The following is an 18153-nucleotide window of genomic DNA, read 5'->3' as shown; positions in this document are numbered from 1 at the left end:
GTCTCCCGGAATTTGTCCGTTTTGTTATAATCTCAGCTTTAAAAAACCTTGGGTATGTTGGGCAGGCCGCTGGCGTCGAGATAGCGGTTGAAGTTACCGATCAGGCCGTCGATGTGTTCGAAGAAAGGATCGAAATCGACTTCGCCGGCCAGGTCTTCGACGGCCATGTTGGTGGCTTCGTCCAACTCGATGGCGGGCAGGTGCAGGAAATCCGTCAGTTCACGCGTCCGCGCATCGTGGCGGACCCACATGGCGGGTTTGCCGCTGAGGATCGATGCCATATTGACGTGGAACCGTGTGCCATAGGTGAGGGCGACCTTTTCCTCGTTGAACTTGTACCAATCCGGCAGGTTGCGGAAGAGGGCGTAGTTCGAACGGAAGAAGTTTTCGATATCCGGCACAGTCAGGCGCTTTTCCTTGATCGCGCCTTTGAGGTAATAGGGGACGCTGGCTTCGGAGAAGGTATTGTTGGCGACATCGAGATAGACGCCATGGGTCGCCTTGTTGACCGGTTCGATCATGTAGGCGCCGCTCTTGATGGCGTTTTCCAGCATGCGGCGTTCCTTGAAGTCGAAATACTTCGTACCGGCATAGCAGAAATTGCCCGTCGATTCACGCCATGTGTCGTGAAGTTTACGCAACATCTTCGGGCGCGAGAAGGTCGACGGACAGCCCGTGACAAACGTGTTCTTGACACCGCACAGCTTGGCGAAGACGTCGGCCGTGAATTGGCCGCGCACACCAAACACGTCGCAGCGGCTGGAAATATATTGGATCAGATCCACGGCTTCCGGGCACATTGAGCCTTCGACGATGTTGAAGTCGGGTGACTGTACCCCGAAACCGAAGATAACGAGCGGTTTCTGAAATTTATGCAGGAAGGATTTGAACCGTGTGTAACGCGTACCATCGGTCTCGCCCATCCGGATGGTGTTGGCGAGGGTGAAAATGATATGCGAGCATTCCTTATTTACGAATGTGGCAAAATCCTTATGGCCGTATTCGCGCCAGTTATCATTGCTATGAATACAATTCGGGAACATCTCAAAGGGTGCGTTAGCGTGCACCATGTTGCCGGCATTTTCAGGGAATTCCATGGGGAATTCACTCGGCAACGAAGTTGCGCACCCAGTCACTGCGATTGGCATTATTGCTCCCAGATTATGATTTTAAAATACAGCCAAAGCGAGAATTTTTGTGACTATCTCGCGCCTAACTTACTGAAATGCAATACTAACCATATGCATCAGACAGGTCAACATTGCACAGCACTGGAAATCAGGCATAATTGTGGCAATCTGCTCTCTTCCACTGGGTAGGCCGCGAAAATATCCCTTGCCAAGACCGGTAACGGTAACAATAGTGACCATCTCTATTTGCCGCACAGAGACAATGTAACATTTGCTCTTTGCGACATTTTTTTGAAACATCGCGCATGACATTCGCGCGCCAGGAGAGTTTTGATGCCGCTGCACTACGGCCCAGAGAATTTGCAAAGTCTTCTTGGCATCGCCGTCATTTTACTGGCGTGTTGGGGCCTGTCGGAAAACAAGAAGCGCTTTCCGATCTGGCTGTGCGTCGGCGCGATTGCCGTGCAAGTTGCACTCATCCTGATCCTGTTCGCCATTCCGCAATCGCATATTGTCCTCGACGGCATCGGCGCTGGCATGACCGCCTTGTCCGATGCGACCGGCGCAGGAATGCAGTTCGTCTTCGGCTATATGGGCGGCGGTGCTCAACCCTATGCGGTTGTCAATCAAGGCGCCCTGTTCGTCTTCGCTCTGCGCGTTCTGCCATTGATCCTGGTGATCGCTTCGCTATCGGCCCTGCTGTGGCACCTGGGCATTCTCAAGCTGATCATCCGCGGTTTCGGTTTAATTTTCGAGAAACTGATCGGTTTGGGTGGGGCGGCTTCGCTGGGCGTGGCGTCTAATATTTTCGTCGGCAATGTCGAAAGCCTGATCATCATTCGCGCCTATCTCGACAAGCTGACGCGTTCGGAACTCTTTATCATGATGGTGGTCGGTATGGCCAATGTCGCCGGTTCGACCATGGTTGCCTATGTCCTGATCCTCCACGACGTCTTGCCGAACGCCGCCGGTCATATTCTGGCGGCGGCCATCGTCTCGGCGCCGGCCGGCGTTCTGCTGGCCCGGATCATGGTGCCGGAACTGATCGACCGTAAACACGAAAAGGTCGATTATTCGTCGTCGCTGAAATATGACAGCGTCGTCGACGCCGTTTCGAAAGGCACCCAGGACGGCATGCTGGTGGTGATGAACATCGCCGCCATTCTCATTGTCATGGTGTCCTTGGTTGCGCTGTTCAACATGATCCTAAGCGTCTTCCCGCAAATCGGCGGTCAACCCATCACGATCGAGCGCATCCTCGGCACCATCTTCACGCCGCTGGCCTGGTTGATCGGCATTCCGTGGAAAGAAGCTTCGACCGGAGGCTGGATCCTGGGCGTCAAGATGGTGCTGACCGAGTTCGTCGCCTTTCTCAAATTGGCCGCCATTCCGGTCGCCGACATGTCGCCACGTACGCGCATCATCCTGACCTATGCCACATGCGGCTTCGCCAATATCGGCTCGGTCGGTATTTCGGTCGCCGGGTTCGGCGCCTTGATGCCGGAGCGCCGTTCGGAGATTTTGGGGTTGATTTGGAAGGCCCTGTTCGCCGGCTTCCTGGCGACCTGTTTGTCGGCGGCCGTGGTCGGTGCTCTGCCGAACGCGGTCTACGGGCTGTGATACTGCCATGAAGCTCTACGTCGCGGACTATGCGCCCAACCCGCGCCGCGTGCGTTGGGTGATGAATGAGAAGGGCATCAGCGATATTGAGGTCGTGACGCTCGATATCATGAAGCTGGAGCATCGCGGCCACGACGTTGTCGAACGCAGCGGCGCCAGCGGCCTGCCGGTTTTGGAATTGGATGACGGTACAGTCATCGCCGAGTCGGTCGCCATCGGCCGCTATCTCGAAAGCCTACACCCTGAGCCCAACCTGTTCGGCCGCGATGCGCGCGAAATCGCCGACATCGAGATGTGGACCCGGCGCATCGAGCAGAACCTCGCCACGCCCTTGATGCTGGGCGTGCGCATGAAATTGCCGGCCTTGGCGGTGTTGGAAAAGCCTAATGATGCGGCGGCGGACTATTTCCTGGCCCAGGCCACGGCATTCGCCGCGCGACTCGACGCGCATCTGACGGGGCGCGAGTTTATTTGCGCCGATCGCGTGACCATCGCCGATATTGCCGCTGTCTGTGCATACGATTTTGCCCGTATTATTCGTTACCGGCCCGACAAGACGTTCGAGCACCTGCCGCGCTGGCTTGACGCCATGCGCAGCCGTCCCGCCAAGCCCGCCGTTTAGGCGTCCCCCGACGGCCTGACATTTTTCCGCGCCAATATGCCGGAAAAGCTCATGATCACACGGTCCTGGCATTTCAATTGGCCGCGGCCGAAGATGGTCGTCTTGCCGGCGCGGGTGATTTCGCCGGTGGCGATGATGATCTCGCCTTCACGGCCGGGCGACTGAAACTGCGAGTCGAACTGCAGGGTTACCGCTCCGCCATCGCCCAGGTGCGGCATGGCGAAAATGAACAGTGACGTGTCGGCCAGGGTCAGCAAACAACCCCCGTGGACGCTGCCGCCACCATTGAGGTGGCGCTTTTCGGCGCGAAAGGCGACTTTGGCATTGGCCGGATCGGACAGGTCGTAGTAATAGGCGCCGATCAGGCCGTTGAAGGTGTCGCCGGCTTCGGCGCGTTGCCAGCCGGCAAAATCATCAACGCTCATCGTGGACTCCGGAGTATTATATGTCGCAATTGGTCGAAGAGACTCTTCTGGCGCTGTTATCGCAGGTGCGAGAGGGCGAGTCCATAAGCCCCAATGATGTCGCCAAGGCCGTCGACGCCGAACGCTGGCGTCGCGAACTGCCAAAGGTGCGTGCCGTCATCATCGGCTTGGCGCGCCAAGGCCGTATCGAAGTCCTGCGCAAGGGCAAACCGATCGCCCCGGAAGGCTTCAAGGGCGTCTACCGCGTCAGGTTGACGCAGGGGGCTAATACCGACGGTTTGAAAAAAGCTTGATTTTTCAGTCTTAGGCAGCGGGCGAGCGCCCGCCGCCGCTGATGCGGTGAGCCATGCGGTGTGTGAGCTCAAGATTAGCCCTTGATATGCCGCGGATCGGCCACGATTTCGGCGCTGTTAAGGTGTAACAGGTGGCTTGTGTAACGAGGCGGACATAATCGCCGCCCGTACTGGGATCTGTACCATGACAAGAGTTGTCGATTTTGAGAGCGAAGACGCGGTCAACTGCTATCTGGCCACGGTGTTTAACAAGATGGAAGCCGGCGAGATTGCGCCTTCCGACGCCAGGAACGACCTGGCCGAGCTGTTGAAGGCGGCCATGCTGGGCCGCCGATATGTCGAAAATCTCCTGCGACAGGGTGCATGACTGCAGTCTTGTGAAAGCTCCGTAACTGCGGCATGGTTTCCCTTTCCCAGGGGAGGCCGTCATGGTCCAGTCCGTTTTGCGTTCCGTTGCGTATGGCGTGGTCGGGAGCTTGATCCTGGCGACGGGTGCCCATAGCCAGATAACCCCGCCCGCACCGCCACAAACGCCGCCTCCAGGCCTGTTTCAGACCGTGGTTCAGGCGGTAACCAAGGTCGCGGGTAAGACGCAGGAGACGGGGGCGGATGCCGGCCTCGCGACGCCACCAAAAAAGGCCCAGCATTTCACCATCATGTCGATAGCCGGCGTTCACGGCCATGACTCGATCTGGAAAGACGACAAAGGGCGGATCGTTTCGCGCGACAATATCCTGTTGCGCGGGCAGGTGTGGGATCTTGAACAGACCATCACCCTGGGCACTGACGGTATGCCGAGCCACATTGCCATCCGCGGTGTCAGCCCCCAGGGCGATGCCGCCGAAACCTTCGACGTCGTCAAAGGCCAGGCCAGTTGGAAAAGCCCGATCGACGCGGGGACCGCCGTTTATGACAAACCCGCCTTTTATGTCACTCAGGGCGGGACCTTCGGCGGCAACGCCGCCTTGCTGGAAGCTCTGCTGGCGGCGCCGGACAGGAGCCTGGCCCTGCTGCCGGGCGGTAAGGCGCACGCCGAGGAGATAACACGCCTGTCCGTCGGTCAGGGCAAGACGCTGAAGACCGTCATCGCCTATGCCATTACCGGTTTGAACAATGCCCCCATTGTCGAATGGGCCGGTGAGGACGGCAAGTTCTTCGCCAGTATCGGCGGTTTGTCCATGCTGCCCGAGGGTTATGAAGGCGCGCTGGCGACCCTGAACAAGGCCCAGGACGATGCTCTGGCCCTGCAAAGCCCGGCCATCGCCCATCAGTTCATGACGCCCGAGGCATCGGCGCCAGTCGCCTTCACCCATGTCGAGGTCTACGATTCGGTGGGGCAGCGCTTCCTGGCCGATCAGACGGTGGTGACCGGCAACGGCTTGATCGCGGCGGCCGGTGCTGCCGATACGGTCCTTGTCCCGCAAGGGATCAAGACCATCGATGGCCATGGCATGACCCTGCTGCCTGGTCTGTGGGATGCCCATCAACATGTCAGCGACGATTTCGCCGGACCCATGCTGCTGGCGCTCGGCATCACCTCCGGCCGCGATCCCGGCAATGATAACGCCTTGACCTTGGCGCGGGCAGCGCGGCGAGCGAAGGGCGACTTGTTGATGCCCAACATCTATCCGTCGGTCCTGCTGGACGGCAAGGGGCCGAACTCCGCCCAAATCGCCACCATCGTCCAGTCGCAGGACCAGGCCATCGCCGCGGTCGACAAGGCCAAGATGGACGGGTTCGTCGCCATCAAGATCTATGGCACCTTCGATCCATCCTGGGTCAAGGCGACGGCCGACGAAGCTCACCGCCTGGGCCTGCATGTCCACGGCCATCTGCCGGCCGGCATGCGACCGACCGACGCGATCGCCGACGGTTATGACGAAATCACTCATATTTATTTCGTCATGATGCAGGCCATGCCCCAGGATGTCGTCGACCATTCCAACGGTATCGCCCGCTTTCAGGGCATCGGCAAATACGCCAAGGATGTCGATCTCAACGCCGAACCGATGAAGAGCCTCATCAACGAAATGGGTGCCAGGCATATCGGCGTCGACCCCACGCTTGTCGTGCCGGAAGGCCTGCTGTCCGCGGTGGCAGGTCAGATGTCGCCGGCCTATGCGGCCTTTGCCGGGACCCTGCCGCCGGCGATCGAACGCAATTTCAAGCAGGGCGGATTCGCTGTCGCTGACGGCTATACGCGGGCGGATTATCAGGCCAGTTATGCCAAGCTGGCGGCCCTGGTCCTGTCCCTGCACAAGGCTGGTGTTCCGATCGTCGCTGGCACCGACGGCAGTGGGCTGGAACTGGTACGCGAACTGGAACTCTATGTCGCTGCCGGCATGACGCCCGCCGAAGCGCTGGAGACCGCCACCCTGGAACCGGCCAAACTGGTCGGGGCGGCGGACCGCACAGGTTCCATCACGGTCGGCAAGACGGCGGATCTGGTGCTGGTCGCGGGCGATCCGTCACAAAACATCGGCGACACCCGCCACACGCGCTGGGTGATGATGGGCGGCGTTTTGATGGACGCCGATGCGCTACGGACGGCGTCGGGCTTTTCGGGACCGCCAAAATAGGGGCGTTGAGATAGGCGGGCAAACGTACATTGTAACGATCATACATAAAAACTGTACGCAGCCGTACACTTTTTGAGCGTTCGCTATTGCCTATTTATCAATTTCCTTCATGTATGAAGGGATTGTACGTCCGCATGGAAAGCTGAGTCTCTTTTGTCATCCAGGTCACCTGCCAACGCGAAGCCGACCAAGGCCGATTTCAGCGTGGACGCCCCGGACAAGGGCGAAGGCCCAGTCGTGGACGGGGGAGAGGCGGGGAAAGCGGCCGTCCTGCACCTGACCGGCCCTTGGGTCGTCACCCAGATCGACGGCATGACGGACCGCCTGACCAAGGCGCTGAAGCCCTACGCCAAGGTGCGGGTTGAGGCCGATAGCCTGGCGGCGCTGGATACGGCCGGCGCCTATCTGCTCAAGGTGGTGATCGGCGATCGGGCCGAGGGCGATATTTTCGCCGGTCACGACAATTATCAGCGCCTGTACCGCCTGGTCGGCGACCATGTTCCATCACTCGACACCTACGACGTCGAAAACCCGGAAAAGCCGAAATTCTGGCTGCATCCGATCTATCTCAGCCTGATCGGCCTCGGCAAGCTGATGACCGCCTTTTGGCGCGGCTTCATCAATCAGTCGATCTTCATGGGGCACATCACGACCCTGTTGATGATTTCGATCGTGCGGCCGTCGCGCGTGCGCTGGGCCGCCCTGTTCAACATTATGCAGCGTGCCGGCCTCGAAGCCATTCCGATCGTTGCCCTGACCAATGCCTTTGTCGGCGCCGTCCTGGCCTTCCTGATGGTGTTGTCGCTGAAGGTCTATGGTGGAGCGGTGTTTTCGGTCGATTTCGTCTGTATCGGCGTCATGCGTGAATTCGCCCCGGTTATCGCCGCCGTGCTGATCGCCGGCCGCAGCGCCTCGGGCTTCGCCGCCGAAATCGGTTCGATGAAGATGAACCAGGAAATCGACGCCATGCGCGTCATGGGGATCGACCCGTACGAAGCCCTGGTCCTGCCGCGCGTGGTCGCCCTGACCATCATGACGCCGCTGATTACCTTTATCGGCGCGCTCAGCGGTATGCTGGGCGGCATGCTGGCCATCTGGGGTTCGTTGGGTCTTGGCCCGGAATTCTTCGTCCAGCGGCTGTATGACTATGTGCCGTCGGTCAACCTGTTCGTCGGTATGATCCGCACCCCGGTTTTTGCCGTCACCATCGCCATTGTCGGCTGCCGCCTCGGCATGACCGTCAAGAACGACGTCATTTCGCTGGGCCGTCAGGTGACGACCGCGGTGGTCCAGTCGATCTTCCTCGTCTTCATGATCGACGCCATGTTCGCCATCCTGTTCAACGGGTTTGTCTTCTGATGCGCCGCAGACCCTTACCCCCGCTGGACACATCACAGGTCGATCCCATCGTCATTACGGGATTGCGCAATCAGTTCGGCAGCAATGTCATCCACGAAGATCTCGACCTGACCGTCAAACGCGGCCAGGTTCTGGGCGTGGTCGGCGGCTCGGGCTCCGGCAAGACCGTGCTGCTCAACTCGATCCTCGGTCTGCAAAAACCCAGAGGCGGCGATATTCATCTTTTCGGCAAGGAACTGAAGGGGCTGAGCGACAAGGAACTGCGTCAGGTCCAGGCCAAGACCGGCGTCCTGTTCCAGAGCGGCGCCCTGTTTTCGACCCTGTCGGTCGCCGAGAACATCATGACGCCGATGATGGAGTTTTCGCGCCTGAGCCCACGCGAAGCCCGCCGCGTCGCCATGCTGAAAATGTCGCTGGTCGGTTTGCCGTTGCGTTCGGCCGACCTGATGCCGTCGGAACTGTCCGGTGGCATGATCAAACGCACTGCCCTGGCGCGCGCCCTGGCGCTCGACGCCGAACTTCTGTTTCTCGACGAACCGACCGCCGGGCTCGATCCCATCGGTGCCGCGGCCTTCGACCAACTGATCAAGGAACTGGCCGCCAGCCTGGACCTTACCGTCTTTATGATTACCCACGATCTTGATAGTCTCTACGCCATTTGTGACGAAATCGCTGTTCTGGCTGATCGTCATGTGGCGGAAAAGGGACCGGTCGCGGAATTGGAAAAATCAACCCATCCGTGGATCCATGAATATTTTCATGGTCCGCGCGGCAGATTGAAGGCTTAACCCCATGGAACGCCAAGCTCACTATGCACTTGTCGGCCTCGCGACCTTTGTCCTCGCCCTGATCCTGGTCGTCTTCGCCTTCTGGTTCATTCAATTCGACTTCAACCGTAGTTTCGGCACCTACGACGTCGAATTCAACACCCCGGTCGACGGTTTGACCAAGGGCGCGGAAGTGCATTTCAACGGTATCAAGGTCGGCGAAGTCACCGGCCTGCGCCTCGGTAACGCCAATACCCACCAGGTTATCGCCCGCGTCCAGTTGGACTCGACGACGCCCGTGCGGGTGGATTCGGTGGCGTCGCTGGAACCGCAAGGTATTACCGGCCTTTACTACATGCAGATTTCGCCCGGTTCGGCCAAGGCGCCGCTGTTGAAACACGTGCCCAACGGCCCTCCGCCGGTGATCCACAGCGTCGAAAGCGCCCTGTCGAAACTGCTGTCGGGGTCGGGTTCGGTCATCGAAAACACCTATGAGAGCCTGAACCGCGTCAATCGGCTGCTGTCGGATCGCAATATCAAGACCTTCTCCGACAGCCTCGATAATCTCGAGAGCCTTACGGCCCAGTTGAAGGATCAGCAGCAACTGATCGACGACACCCATGAGGCCGTGATCAGCGCCGGTCAAGCGGCCGATGCCGTGACGCAATTGGCCCATTCGGTGAACGGTGTGGCCAGCGACAAGCTGCCCGAGACCATGGATCAGATCAACGCCGCCACGCAAAAACTGGCAACTGCAGCCGATCACGTGTCAGCCCTTGCCGACTCGATCAAGGGGCCGGTCGACCAGGTCAATCAAACGACCCTGCCGGAATTGCAGGAGTCGCTGCACAATCTCAACGATGCCTCAGCCTCGCTGAAAACACTGGTCGATTCGGTCAATGCCAGCCCGCAAGAGCTGATCAACAAGCCCGTCGCCAAGGAAAGAAAGGTTTCGCAATGAGCCGGATACTGAAACTCGTTACGATATCGGCTGTGCTGAGCCTTGGCTTGAGCGGCTGTATCAATGTCCTGCCCAAGACCAAGCCGGTGACCCTTTATCGCTTTGGTTATGCGCCGCCGGAAGGCCAGGCTGTGCCACCGACGGCGGCGATCCCGGTGGCCTTGTCGCTCGGTTCGATCCAATTTCCGGCCGATAGTGGCGGCGACCGCGTTACCACGGTCGAGGACAATGAAATATCCTATGTCGCCCAGGCACGCTGGACGGCGCCCGCTCAGGCCTTGTTCAACGATGCGGTCAGCGAAGGTTTCGCGCGCTCGGGCGGGCAGGTGCGGCTGGATACGAAAGGCGTGACCCTGGCGCCGTATCGCCTGGATGTCGCCGTGCGCAAGTTCGAAACCGTCTACACGCGCAACAAACCGACCGTGTCGGTGGCGCTCGACGCCCGCATCATCCGCATGAGCGATAAGGCGGTGGTGGGCCAGAAGTTCATCACCGAAGAGATCGCCACCAAGCGCAACAATATGGAAGTCATGGTCGATGCTTATAATTCGGCGACGACGGCGGCAGTCAGCGACTTGATCGCCTTCAGTCAGGCCACCCTGGCCCCTTTGGCTGAACCGGCGACGCCGATGACCCAGATACCGGACAACGGCAAGCAAAAGGCCGAGGGCCTGTAGGAACAAAAAATGGCGGCTCTTGCGGAGCCGCCATTTTCGTATCTTTGTGAGGCAGCTTACAATGCGATCTCGTAGGCGGCCTCGGTTTGCGCCGCGACGTCCTCAAGCGTGACGCCCGGCGCCAGTTCCTTGAGAACCAGGCCCGAACCGTCCGGCTTGACGTCGAAAACACCCAAGGTCGAGATGATGACGTCGACGACCTTGGTGCCGGTCAACGGCAAGGTACACGCCTTTAGCACCTTCGATTCGCCATGCTTGTTGGCGTGTTCCATGACCACGACGACGCGGCGGACGCCGGCGACCAGATCCATGGCGCCGCCCATCCCCTTGACCAGCTTGCCCGGGATCATCCAGTTGGCGATATCGCCGTTTTCGGCCACTTCCATGGCGCCCAGGATCGTCAGGTCGATATGGCCGCCGCGGATCATGGCGAAACTGTCGGACGACGAGAAGAAGGAGGTTTCCGGCAGCTCGGTGACCGTCTGCTTGCCGGCATTGATCAGGTCGGGATCGACCTCGTCATCATACGGGAACGGGCCCATGCCCAGCATGCCGTTTTCCGATTGGAAGGTGACCGTCATGCCTTCGGGAATATAGTTGGCGACCAGGGTCGGGATGCCGATGCCGAGATTGACGTAGAAACCGTCCTTCAATTCCTTTGAAGCGCGTTCCGCTAACTGTTCACGTGTCCAAGGCATTAGACGGTCTCCCTCGCTCGCACGGTGCGTTGTTCGATGCGCTTTTCAAAAGTCGCCTGCACGATGCGGTCGACATAGATGCCGGGCGTGTGAATATTGTCGGGATCGAGCGAGCCGACAGGGACGATTTCCTCGACCTCGGCGATGCAGACCTTGCCGGCTGTGGCCATCATCGGGTTGAAGTTACGCGCCGTCTTGCGGAAGATGAGATTGCCGCGGGCGTCGCCTTTCCACGCCTTGACGATCGACAGGTCGGCGACAAGGCCGGTTTCCAGTACATAGTCGCGGCCATTGAAGTTCTTGATGTCCTTACCGTCGGCGACGACCGTGCCGACGCCGGTGGCGGTATAGAAGCCAGGGATACCCGCGCCGCCGGCGCGGATGCGTTCGGCGAGGGTGCCTTGCGGATTGAACTCCAGTTCGAGTTCGCCGGCGAGATATTGGCGCTCGAATTCCTTGTTTTCACCGACATAGGAGCTGATCATCTTGCGAATCTGGCGGGTGGTCAAAAGCTGACCCAAGCCGAAGCCATCGACTCCGGCATTGTTGGAAATAACCGTCAAACCGGTAGCGCCAGAATCGCGCAGGGCGGCGATAAGGTTTTCTGGAATGCCGCACAGGCCGAAGCCGCCGGACATGACGGTCATGCCGTCAAAGGTGAGGCCTTTCATCGCCGAAACGGCGTCAGGATAGACTTTGGGTGAGGTCGGCATGGGGTCCTCTTATGGGTTTTGAGGCGTCATAGTCGGTTTGCRGAGCGAAGTCACGAATGATTTTGAACAGGTGTTGAATTTATGTCGCCTGGAAGTAAGGTTTGAGCGAAGCGCTAGGGTCGGCAACGACGGTTTCGTCCAGCGCGACGCCCTTGGCGATCAACAGTTTGGCGGCCATGAAGTCGGCGGGACGGCTGACGCATTCAGCGGTTTTCAGATGACCGTCGTCGTCAAGATGGAACACGCTGAAGGCGCCGCTTTCCGGATGGCCGCGCAGGACGGCATGAGTCCCGGGGCGCAACAGACCGGCGATCTGCAGCTTGAACTCGTATTGATCGGACCAGAACCATGGAGTCTCGACCACCGGGGGCTTATGCCCGGTAATGGCGGCAGCCGCCTGCTTGGCCTGTTCCAGGGCGTTGGGCACGCTCTCCAAGCGKAAGCGGCCGTCATAAAAGGGCAGGGTGCGGGAGGTTACGTCGCCGATGGCGAAGATGGCGGGATCACTGGTGCGCGCTTGTTCGTCGACCACAATGCCATTACCGCAGTCGAGGCCGGCCATGCGGGCAAGGTCGTCGCAGGGCAGGGCGCCGATACCGACCAATATGAGGTCGAAATCATGCGCGGTGCCGTCATTGAGGTGGACGACCTTCTTGTCGCCATCGCCAAGGGACAGATGGCTGAGAAAAGCCTCTGTGACGAATTTGACGCCGCGTGCGCTATGCGTGTCGCTGTAAAATCGCGACAGGGGCTCGGACGCGACACGGGCCAAGATCCGGCTTTCGCGCTCGAAAACCGTGACTTCGCAACCGAGATGGCGGGCGGAGGCTGCGACTTCAAGGCCGATATAGCCGGCGCCGATCAAGCCGATATGGCGACTCGGCTGCAGGGCGTTCTTCAGGGCCTCGGCATCGTCCAGCGTCCGGAGCAGATGGTGCGGGACGCGGTCGCTACCCGGGATGTCGAACGGCCGCGCTTTTGAGCCGGTGGCCAGGATCAAATGATCGTAATAGACATGATCGCAGGACGTTAGGACGACTGTTTTTTGATCGGGCAAAATGGCGTCACAACAGGTGTTGGTACGTGCGTCAATGCCTTGATCCGTATAGAAGGTATCGCCGCGTAGATACAGATCGTCCAACGCTGCTTCGCCCTTCAACCAGGCCTTGGACAGAGGTGGTCTTTGATAGGGCAGGTAGGGCTCGGCGCCGATCAGGGTGATGGAGTCCGCATAACCATACTGCCGCAAAAAGCCAGCGACCGCGCCGCCGGCATGACCGCCGCCGATGATAACGACACCTTGGCTGCCACGATCCGTCATTTAGACGCCTTCCGGAACAGCGAAGTGGTTTTGCAGGCAGAAGGCCTTGATCGTATTGTTGAGCAGACAGGCAATGGTCATCGGTCCGACGCCTTTCGGCACCGGCGTGATGGCCAGGGCACGCTCTTTGGCGCCATCGAAATCGACGTCGCCGCACAGCTTGTTTTTGCCATCGACCTCGATGCGATTGATACCGACATCGATAACATAGGCGCCGTCCTTGACCCAGTCGCCGGGAATGAATTTCGCACGACCGACCGCGGCGACCAGGATATCGGCGGTCAGGCACAGGTCCTTGAGATTCTTGGTCTTGGAGTGCGCGATCGTCACCGTGCAGTCCTGGGCCAGCAGCAGTTGCGCCATCGGTTTACCAACGATGTTGGAGCGCCCGACGATGACCGCATTCTTGCCTGCGAAGGCATCGCTATAGGTTGCCATGGCGTCCTTGAGGAGCATCAGCGAGCCCAATGGCGTGCACGGTACGATGCCGTCGAGGCCGACCGCCAGCTTGCCGGCATTAATGACGTGGAAGCCATCGACATCCTTGTCGGGATGGATGGCGTCGATAACCTTCAAGGACGACATCCGCTTGGGTAGAGGCAATTGCACCAGAATGCCGTTGACGACCGGATCGCGGTTCAATTCGTCGATAATGGCCAGAAGCTCCGACTCTGCGGTGGTGTCGGGCAGGCGGATCGTCCGTGATTCCATGCCAACGGCTTGAGTCTGCTCGCCCTTACTGCGAACATAGACCTGGCTGGCAGGATCCTCGCCGACGATGACCACGACCAGGCAGGGCGTCTTGCCGTGGGCTGCTTTCAGCGCCGCGACATGGCCGGCCAGGCGTTCGCGCAAGGCGGCTGCGTAGCCGGCGCCATCGATGATATTGCCGCGATGTGAATTGGTCATAGCTGTCCTGGTTCAGAGAGCCTTGAGCAGGGCCTCGACCAGCGGGCGGAGCGTAGAACTCAAGGGAGCTGCGATGCCTGCGTCATACAGATGCGGGCTGGCAGTGTCTAGGTAGCAGTCCTGGACAATTTCGATTTGCAGGGTCTGGATGCCGTTTTCCGGCCGGCCGTAATGGCGCGTTGTGTAGCCGCCCTTGAAGCGCCCGTCGCGGACATGGCTATAGGCGTCGATCTTGCTGCGCTCGGCGTCGAGGACGTCGAGCAGCGCTGGCGTCATCGTTTGCCCACTATTGGTGCCGAAATTGAGGTCGGGCAGGCGGCCGTCAAACAGGCTGGGGATGACGCCACGGATGGAATGGGCGTCGATCAACAAGGCCTTGCCGTGGCGCGCCAGGGCGGCGTCGAGCGCTTGACGCAACTGCCTGTGATAGGGGTGCCAATAGCTGTCGCGGCGAAAATCGATCTCGGCGGCGCACGGATTGTGGCCCTCTGGATAGATCGGATTTTGGTCGAAATCGCTGATCGGGCACAGTCCGGTTTCGAACTTGCCGGGGTAAAGATTTTGGCCTTCGGGATCGCGGTTGAGGTCGATAACGTAGCGCGAATGGGTGGCGAAAAGGGTGGTGGCGTTCAAATCGCGGGCAAAGTCGAAGAGGCGGTGGACGTGGAAGTCGGTCTCACGTACGGCCAGGCCGGCGGCATTCATTTTCGCCGCGATATCGGCTGGGATATGGGTGCCGACATGGGGCGCGGCGATCACTAGCGGGCTGTCGCCGTTGTGGTAATCGAACAGGGGGACTTCGTCCGTGTCGGGATGGTTGACCATGAAACCAGATGACCGGCGGACAGGCGCGGTGTCAAGAGGCATCAGCGCCCGGCCTTCACCGTCAACGGCCACAGAATCGTGCGCACAATCGCCGGATCACCCCACGCTTGCCGTATCGAGCCGGTCAAGTCGTCGACCGGGTTGACGCCCGTCGCCTTGTGCATGCGGGCGGTTGCCGACCAGCTTTTCAGATAGCCCAGCAATTGATCGAGCGACCACTCGGCCTGCATGGCGAAACGTGGCGTCACGATCTGGGCGAAAGGAAAGGCCAGTTCGGCATAGCCGTTTTCGACGTGTCGGCGGTCGGGTGGCCAATATGGGCCGACAATGTCGTCGTAGAAATGGTTGAGCTCGATATTGATGGCCGGCTGATCGGCGACGGTCAGGATATTATAGGTCCAAACAGCCAACACCCCGCCGGGCTTCAGGACCCGGCGCACTTCGGCGTAGAAGGCGTCAAGGTCGAACCAGTGCAGGGCCTGCGCAACCGTAACCAGATCAGCGGAGACATTCGCCAGGCCGCTTAATTCGCCGACGCCGTAGCTGATGTTGTCACAGGCCGGTGCCGCCTGGAGTTGCTCAGCGCTGATATCGGTAGCAATGACTTGCCTGAAATGCTCGGCCAGGGCCAACGACGCCTGGCCGTTGCCTGCCCCGGCATCCCAAGCGAGATCGCGGTGCGGCACTTGATTGCCCAGCCATGCAAACAGCGCGGGCGGATAGGTCGGGCGGGACTTGGCGTAATCTGCGGCGATGGCGGAGAAATAGTCGGACATGGTTGACAATAACGCGATCGGGAGCGCTGCGAAAGAGTTGACAGGCACGAGACCCAGCCCTAGCGTTCAAACAACATTCAGGGGGGACATGATGAAATTCAAAATTTTGGCCATGGTTGCAGCTTTTGCCTTGGCCGCGAGTGGAGCACACGCCGGGACATTCCAGGCTGCGCCACACGGCAGCTACTTGCTGGACATGGATACCGGCGACGGCAATTTCTCGCTGTGGGAAACCAAGGATGTAGCCGACATCAACGCCCTGCAAGCGTACATCACCTTCGCGCGCAAGGGCAAGAGCAAGGACTATGCGCCGTCTTTTCGTATAACCCTGGAAACGGCTGGTGACGTGAGCGCCAGGGTTGACTTCTCAGCCTTACCCAAGAGCGGTCCCCTGATCGGTTTTGTGACGACCTATAAGGGCCGTGATGAGACCGGGCGTGAGCTCATAATTATGGGCCCAGAGTTTGCCGAACCCTTCGATTTGAAAATTGCCTGGACGGCCGATGGCAAAATCAGCGTCGACACCTACGATAAGGCCGTCGCGAGCATGGGCGGCCAGGGTTTCGAGCATCATAAAGCCGATGTCGGTCAGGCGATAACCGGCATCAGTGTTTCGGTGTCGACTGGCGAGGTCGAATTCAACAAGCTGGAACTGGGTACGGTTACGCCTTAAGGCTTCTGATAGACCCGGACATAGTCGACCTGCATCTGGGCCGGCAGCGCATTGTCATCGATGCCGTGCTGGCCGCCCCAGGCGCCGCCGATGGCGACATTCAGGATCATATATTCCGGTGTCGTGAAGGGATATTGCCTCTCGGTATCGCCTGCCGCTTTGTCGAGGTGGTAATAGGCCTTGTCATCGACCAGGAAGGTGATGCCGGTTGCCGTCCATTCGGCCTGGTAGTTATGGAAGGCCGTGCACAGGTCGGGAACTTCGATCTTGCCGCCCTGGTGCACATGATCGGTCTCGCTTGCGACGGAATGAAGCGTCCCATAGATGGTCGTCCGCTCGAAGCCAACCTCCTCCATGATGTCGATCTCGCCGGTATTGGGCCATTCGCCCTTGCCCAGCAGCCAGATAGCCGGCCATTGACCGACGCCGCACGGCAACTTCGCGCGCACATCGAAGAAGCCATAGGTCCATTCGGCCTTGTCGCCGGTAACCAGCTTGCCGGAGCTGTAGTGCTGGCCACCCCAATCGTCCATCGCCTTGAGGTCTTCCTTGCGCGCCTCGATGATGAGCTTACCGTCTTCGATCCGGACATTTTCCGGACGGTTGGCGGCGTAATATTGCGCTTCGTTGTTCCACCAACCTTCCTTGTTGCGGTCGGTGTCGTAACTCCATTTCGCCGGGTCCGGTGCGCCGCCCTTGTCAAATTCATCGGCCCACACCAAGTGATAGCCGGCAGGCACGTCCTGGGCATTGACGGCGGGAGCCAGCAGCAAACCGGCGGTCAGTAAAAGGGCGAACCTCATGACATGCTTCCTGTTTTCTCGTAATGTTTAACGAGTTTGGCAGGTTTGCCGGTAGGCGGCAAGGCTGACTATTTCTGGTACACGCGAACGTAATCGACCAGCATTTGGGCGGGCATGTCGTCCGGATCGACATCGCGGGCCGAAGTCCCCTGACCACCGACCGAGATGTTGAGGATCAGATATTCCGCTCCCGTAAACGGCCAGTAGGCGCGGTCGTCGCGGCCGGGACGACTGAGGTGGTAATAGGGATCGCCGTCGACCATCAGGGTGATCCTGTCGGGCGTCCATTCGGCCTGGTAATTGTGGAAACTGTTGCACAACCCACCGACGGTGATATCGCCGCCTTGATGGATACGGTCGCGCTGGGTGTGGGGGGAGTGCAGGGCGCCGTTGATGCGGGCATTGGTAAAGCCGTCGGACTGCATGATGTCGATCTCCGCCGTCCGATGCGATCCCGCCGGCAGCATCCAGATGGCAGGCCAGATACCTTCGCCGCACGGTATCTTGGCGCGGATATCGAAGAAGCCGTAGGTCCATTCTGCCCGGCCACGCGTGACCAGTCGTGCCGAACTATATAATTGGCCGTTGGAATTCGGCAGGGACGCCGTGTTTTCCTTGCGCGCCAGGATGATGAGATTTCCGTCTTCGACCCGGGCATTTTGCGGCCGGTCACGGCTGTAATATTGCAATTGACCGCTTCCCCAGCCCGAGCCATTGCGGCTGGTGTCGTAGTCCCATTTGGCCGGCGACGGCAGCCCGTCTCCGTTGAATTCATCCGACCACACCAGGCGGTAGCCGGCTGGTCCCGGGGCGCCATAGCCGGATTCGGCGTCCGCCGCAGCGGCCGGTGACGCCAGGACCGAAACCGCCGCCGATACCGCGGCGGATGACATCTGGCCGGCAGGCGCGACAAGGGACGCGGCGTCGTGTTTGATGGTGTCTGAGGTCGATTCCGATTTTGAGCAGGCGGTTGCAAGGAGGCATACCGCGAAAACGCCCATG

At 59.6% G+C, this 18153-nt stretch carries 20 protein-coding genes; 10 read left to right on the top strand and 10 right to left on the bottom strand.

The features are described from left to right. Positions 1-38 precede the first annotated feature (38 nt). Complete coding sequence (locus AC1DX3_RS03680; protein ID WP_476987876.1) at positions 39-1097, bottom strand: polysaccharide pyruvyl transferase family protein; 1059 nt, start codon at positions 1095-1097, stop codon at positions 39-41. A 366-nt stretch (positions 1098-1463) separates the two neighbouring features. On the opposite strand from AC1DX3_RS03680, the gene AC1DX3_RS03675 reads away from it, so the two are divergent. Then, a complete protein-coding gene (locus tag AC1DX3_RS03675) occupies positions 1464-2750 on the top strand; it encodes a NupC/NupG family nucleoside CNT transporter (RefSeq protein ID WP_476987875.1) in 1287 nt (428 codons plus the stop codon). Positions 2751-2757: 7 nt separating this feature from the next. Next, positions 2758-3372, top strand: a complete 615-nt coding sequence (locus AC1DX3_RS03670) for a glutathione S-transferase family protein (protein WP_476987874.1) — start codon at positions 2758-2760, stop codon at positions 3370-3372. Here AC1DX3_RS03670 and AC1DX3_RS03665 read toward each other — a convergent pair. Beyond that, a complete protein-coding gene (locus AC1DX3_RS03665) occupies positions 3369-3797 on the bottom strand; it encodes a PaaI family thioesterase (RefSeq protein WP_476987873.1) in 429 nt (142 codons plus the stop codon). The two genes, AC1DX3_RS03670 and AC1DX3_RS03665, sit on opposite strands and share 4 nt — an antisense overlap. 20 nt (positions 3798-3817) lie before the next feature. On the opposite strand from AC1DX3_RS03665, the gene AC1DX3_RS03660 reads away from it, so the two are divergent. The 7 genes from AC1DX3_RS03660 (at position 3818) to AC1DX3_RS03630 (ending at position 10433) form a co-directional block, all read left to right on the top strand. Continuing rightward, entirely contained in the window at positions 3818-4090 is a 273-nt protein-coding gene (locus AC1DX3_RS03660; RefSeq protein WP_476987872.1) for a DUF3253 domain-containing protein, read from the top strand. A 184-nt stretch (positions 4091-4274) separates the two neighbouring features. Beyond that, positions 4275-4457, top strand: coding sequence for a hypothetical protein (locus tag AC1DX3_RS03655; RefSeq protein ID WP_476987871.1), 183 nt, complete (start codon positions 4275-4277; stop codon positions 4455-4457). A 61-nt stretch (positions 4458-4518) separates the two neighbouring features. Next, on the top strand, positions 4519-6669 hold the full coding sequence (locus AC1DX3_RS03650) for an amidohydrolase family protein (protein WP_476987870.1): 2151 nt from the start codon (positions 4519-4521) through the stop codon (positions 6667-6669). A gap of 153 nt (positions 6670-6822) precedes the next feature. Continuing rightward, positions 6823-8028, top strand: a complete 1206-nt coding sequence (locus AC1DX3_RS03645) for an MlaE family ABC transporter permease (protein WP_476987869.1) — start codon at positions 6823-6825, stop codon at positions 8026-8028. After that, entirely contained in the window at positions 8028-8816 is a 789-nt protein-coding gene (locus AC1DX3_RS03640) for an ABC transporter ATP-binding protein (protein WP_476987868.1), read from the top strand. Before AC1DX3_RS03645 ends, AC1DX3_RS03640 begins: the two co-directional genes overlap by 1 nt. 4 nt (positions 8817-8820) lie before the next feature. Then, positions 8821-9756 (top strand): MlaD family protein, encoded by a 936-nt coding sequence (locus tag AC1DX3_RS03635; RefSeq protein WP_476987867.1) that lies wholly within the window; start codon positions 8821-8823, stop codon positions 9754-9756. Beyond that, a complete protein-coding gene (locus AC1DX3_RS03630; RefSeq protein ID WP_476987866.1) occupies positions 9753-10433 on the top strand; it encodes an ABC-type transport auxiliary lipoprotein family protein in 681 nt (226 codons plus the stop codon). The genes AC1DX3_RS03635 and AC1DX3_RS03630 overlap by 4 nt, the downstream gene beginning before the upstream one ends. 56 nt (positions 10434-10489) lie before the next feature. Here AC1DX3_RS03630 and AC1DX3_RS03625 read toward each other — a convergent pair whose 3' ends face one another. The 6 genes from AC1DX3_RS03625 to AC1DX3_RS03600 form a co-directional block, all read right to left on the bottom strand. Beyond that, complete coding sequence (locus AC1DX3_RS03625) at positions 10490-11131, bottom strand: 3-oxoacid CoA-transferase subunit B (protein ID WP_476987865.1); 642 nt, start codon at positions 11129-11131, stop codon at positions 10490-10492. Next, the gene (locus AC1DX3_RS03620) at positions 11131-11844 is read right to left on the bottom strand and encodes a CoA transferase subunit A (protein WP_476987864.1); all 714 of its coding nucleotides are present in this window, start codon (positions 11842-11844) and stop codon (positions 11131-11133) included. Before AC1DX3_RS03620 ends, AC1DX3_RS03625 begins: the two co-directional genes overlap by 1 nt. 79 nt (positions 11845-11923) lie before the next feature. Then, positions 11924-13165: an NAD(P)/FAD-dependent oxidoreductase gene (locus tag AC1DX3_RS03615; RefSeq protein ID WP_476987863.1), complete on the bottom strand. Its 1242-nt coding sequence runs from the start codon at positions 13163-13165 to the stop codon at positions 11924-11926. Further along, positions 13166-14074: a bifunctional 5,10-methylenetetrahydrofolate dehydrogenase/5,10-methenyltetrahydrofolate cyclohydrolase gene (locus AC1DX3_RS03610; RefSeq protein ID WP_476987862.1), complete on the bottom strand. Its 909-nt coding sequence runs from the start codon at positions 14072-14074 to the stop codon at positions 13166-13168. It abuts the gene before it with no gap. Between the two features lie 12 nt (positions 14075-14086). Beyond that, a complete protein-coding gene (hutG, locus tag AC1DX3_RS03605; protein ID WP_476987861.1) occupies positions 14087-14941 on the bottom strand; it encodes an N-formylglutamate deformylase in 855 nt (284 codons plus the stop codon). Then, positions 14941-15675: a class I SAM-dependent methyltransferase gene (locus AC1DX3_RS03600; RefSeq protein ID WP_476987860.1), complete on the bottom strand. Its 735-nt coding sequence runs from the start codon at positions 15673-15675 to the stop codon at positions 14941-14943. The genes hutG and AC1DX3_RS03600 overlap by 1 nt, the downstream gene beginning before the upstream one ends. 91 nt (positions 15676-15766) lie before the next feature. Between AC1DX3_RS03600 and AC1DX3_RS03595 the strand changes: the two genes are divergently transcribed. Then, on the top strand, positions 15767-16348 hold the full coding sequence (locus AC1DX3_RS03595; protein ID WP_476987859.1) for a hypothetical protein: 582 nt from the start codon (positions 15767-15769) through the stop codon (positions 16346-16348). Here the strand turns inward: AC1DX3_RS03595 and AC1DX3_RS03590 are convergent. Together AC1DX3_RS03590 and AC1DX3_RS03585 are read right to left on the bottom strand one after the other, a co-directional pair. Next, entirely contained in the window at positions 16345-17151 is an 807-nt protein-coding gene (locus tag AC1DX3_RS03590) for a glycoside hydrolase family 16 protein (protein ID WP_476987858.1), read from the bottom strand. The two genes, AC1DX3_RS03595 and AC1DX3_RS03590, sit on opposite strands and share 4 nt — an antisense overlap. Before the next feature lie 68 nt (positions 17152-17219). Then, positions 17220-18152, bottom strand: coding sequence for a glycoside hydrolase family 16 protein (locus tag AC1DX3_RS03585; RefSeq protein WP_476987857.1), 933 nt, complete (start codon positions 18150-18152; stop codon positions 17220-17222). Position 18153: the final 1 nt, after the last annotated feature.

The organism is Asticcacaulis sp. P2_B1, from assembly GCF_056404915.1.
Note: the sequence above shows the minus strand (reverse complement) of the source record. Positions and strands in the feature narration are given on the sequence as shown.

Bases quoted from the DNA above. Each gene is read 5' to 3' on its own strand.
- AC1DX3_RS03680 (WP_476987876.1), bottom strand. From the start codon at position 1,097: ATGGAATTCCCTGAAAATGCCGGCAACATGGTGCACGCTAACGCACCC.
- AC1DX3_RS03675 (WP_476987875.1), top strand. From the start codon at position 1,464: ATGCCGCTGCACTACGGCCCAGAGAATTTGCAAAGTCTTCTTGGCATC.
- AC1DX3_RS03670 (WP_476987874.1), top strand. From the start codon at position 2,758: ATGAAGCTCTACGTCGCGGACTATGCGCCCAACCCGCGCCGCGTGCGT.
- AC1DX3_RS03665 (WP_476987873.1), bottom strand. From the start codon at position 3,797: ATGAGCGTTGATGATTTTGCCGGCTGGCAACGCGCCGAAGCCGGCGAC.
- AC1DX3_RS03660 (WP_476987872.1), top strand. From the start codon at position 3,818: ATGTCGCAATTGGTCGAAGAGACTCTTCTGGCGCTGTTATCGCAGGTG.
- AC1DX3_RS03655 (WP_476987871.1), top strand. From the start codon at position 4,275: ATGACAAGAGTTGTCGATTTTGAGAGCGAAGACGCGGTCAACTGCTAT.
- AC1DX3_RS03650 (WP_476987870.1), top strand. From the start codon at position 4,519: ATGGTCCAGTCCGTTTTGCGTTCCGTTGCGTATGGCGTGGTCGGGAGC.
- AC1DX3_RS03640 (WP_476987868.1), top strand. From the start codon at position 8,028: ATGCGCCGCAGACCCTTACCCCCGCTGGACACATCACAGGTCGATCCC.
- AC1DX3_RS03635 (WP_476987867.1), top strand. From the start codon at position 8,821: ATGGAACGCCAAGCTCACTATGCACTTGTCGGCCTCGCGACCTTTGTC.
- AC1DX3_RS03630 (WP_476987866.1), top strand. From the start codon at position 9,753: ATGAGCCGGATACTGAAACTCGTTACGATATCGGCTGTGCTGAGCCTT.
- AC1DX3_RS03625 (WP_476987865.1), bottom strand. From the start codon at position 11,131: ATGCCTTGGACACGTGAACAGTTAGCGGAACGCGCTTCAAAGGAATTG.
- AC1DX3_RS03620 (WP_476987864.1), bottom strand. From the start codon at position 11,844: ATGCCGACCTCACCCAAAGTCTATCCTGACGCCGTTTCGGCGATGAAA.
- AC1DX3_RS03610 (WP_476987862.1), bottom strand. From the start codon at position 14,074: ATGACCAATTCACATCGCGGCAATATCATCGATGGCGCCGGCTACGCA.
- hutG (WP_476987861.1), bottom strand. From the start codon at position 14,941: ATGCCTCTTGACACCGCGCCTGTCCGCCGGTCATCTGGTTTCATGGTC.
- AC1DX3_RS03600 (WP_476987860.1), bottom strand. From the start codon at position 15,675: ATGTCCGACTATTTCTCCGCCATCGCCGCAGATTACGCCAAGTCCCGC.
- AC1DX3_RS03595 (WP_476987859.1), top strand. From the start codon at position 15,767: ATGAAATTCAAAATTTTGGCCATGGTTGCAGCTTTTGCCTTGGCCGCG.
- AC1DX3_RS03590 (WP_476987858.1), bottom strand. From the start codon at position 17,151: ATGAGGTTCGCCCTTTTACTGACCGCCGGTTTGCTGCTGGCTCCCGCC.
- AC1DX3_RS03585 (WP_476987857.1), bottom strand. From the start codon at position 18,152: ATGGGCGTTTTCGCGGTATGCCTCCTTGCAACCGCCTGCTCAAAATCG.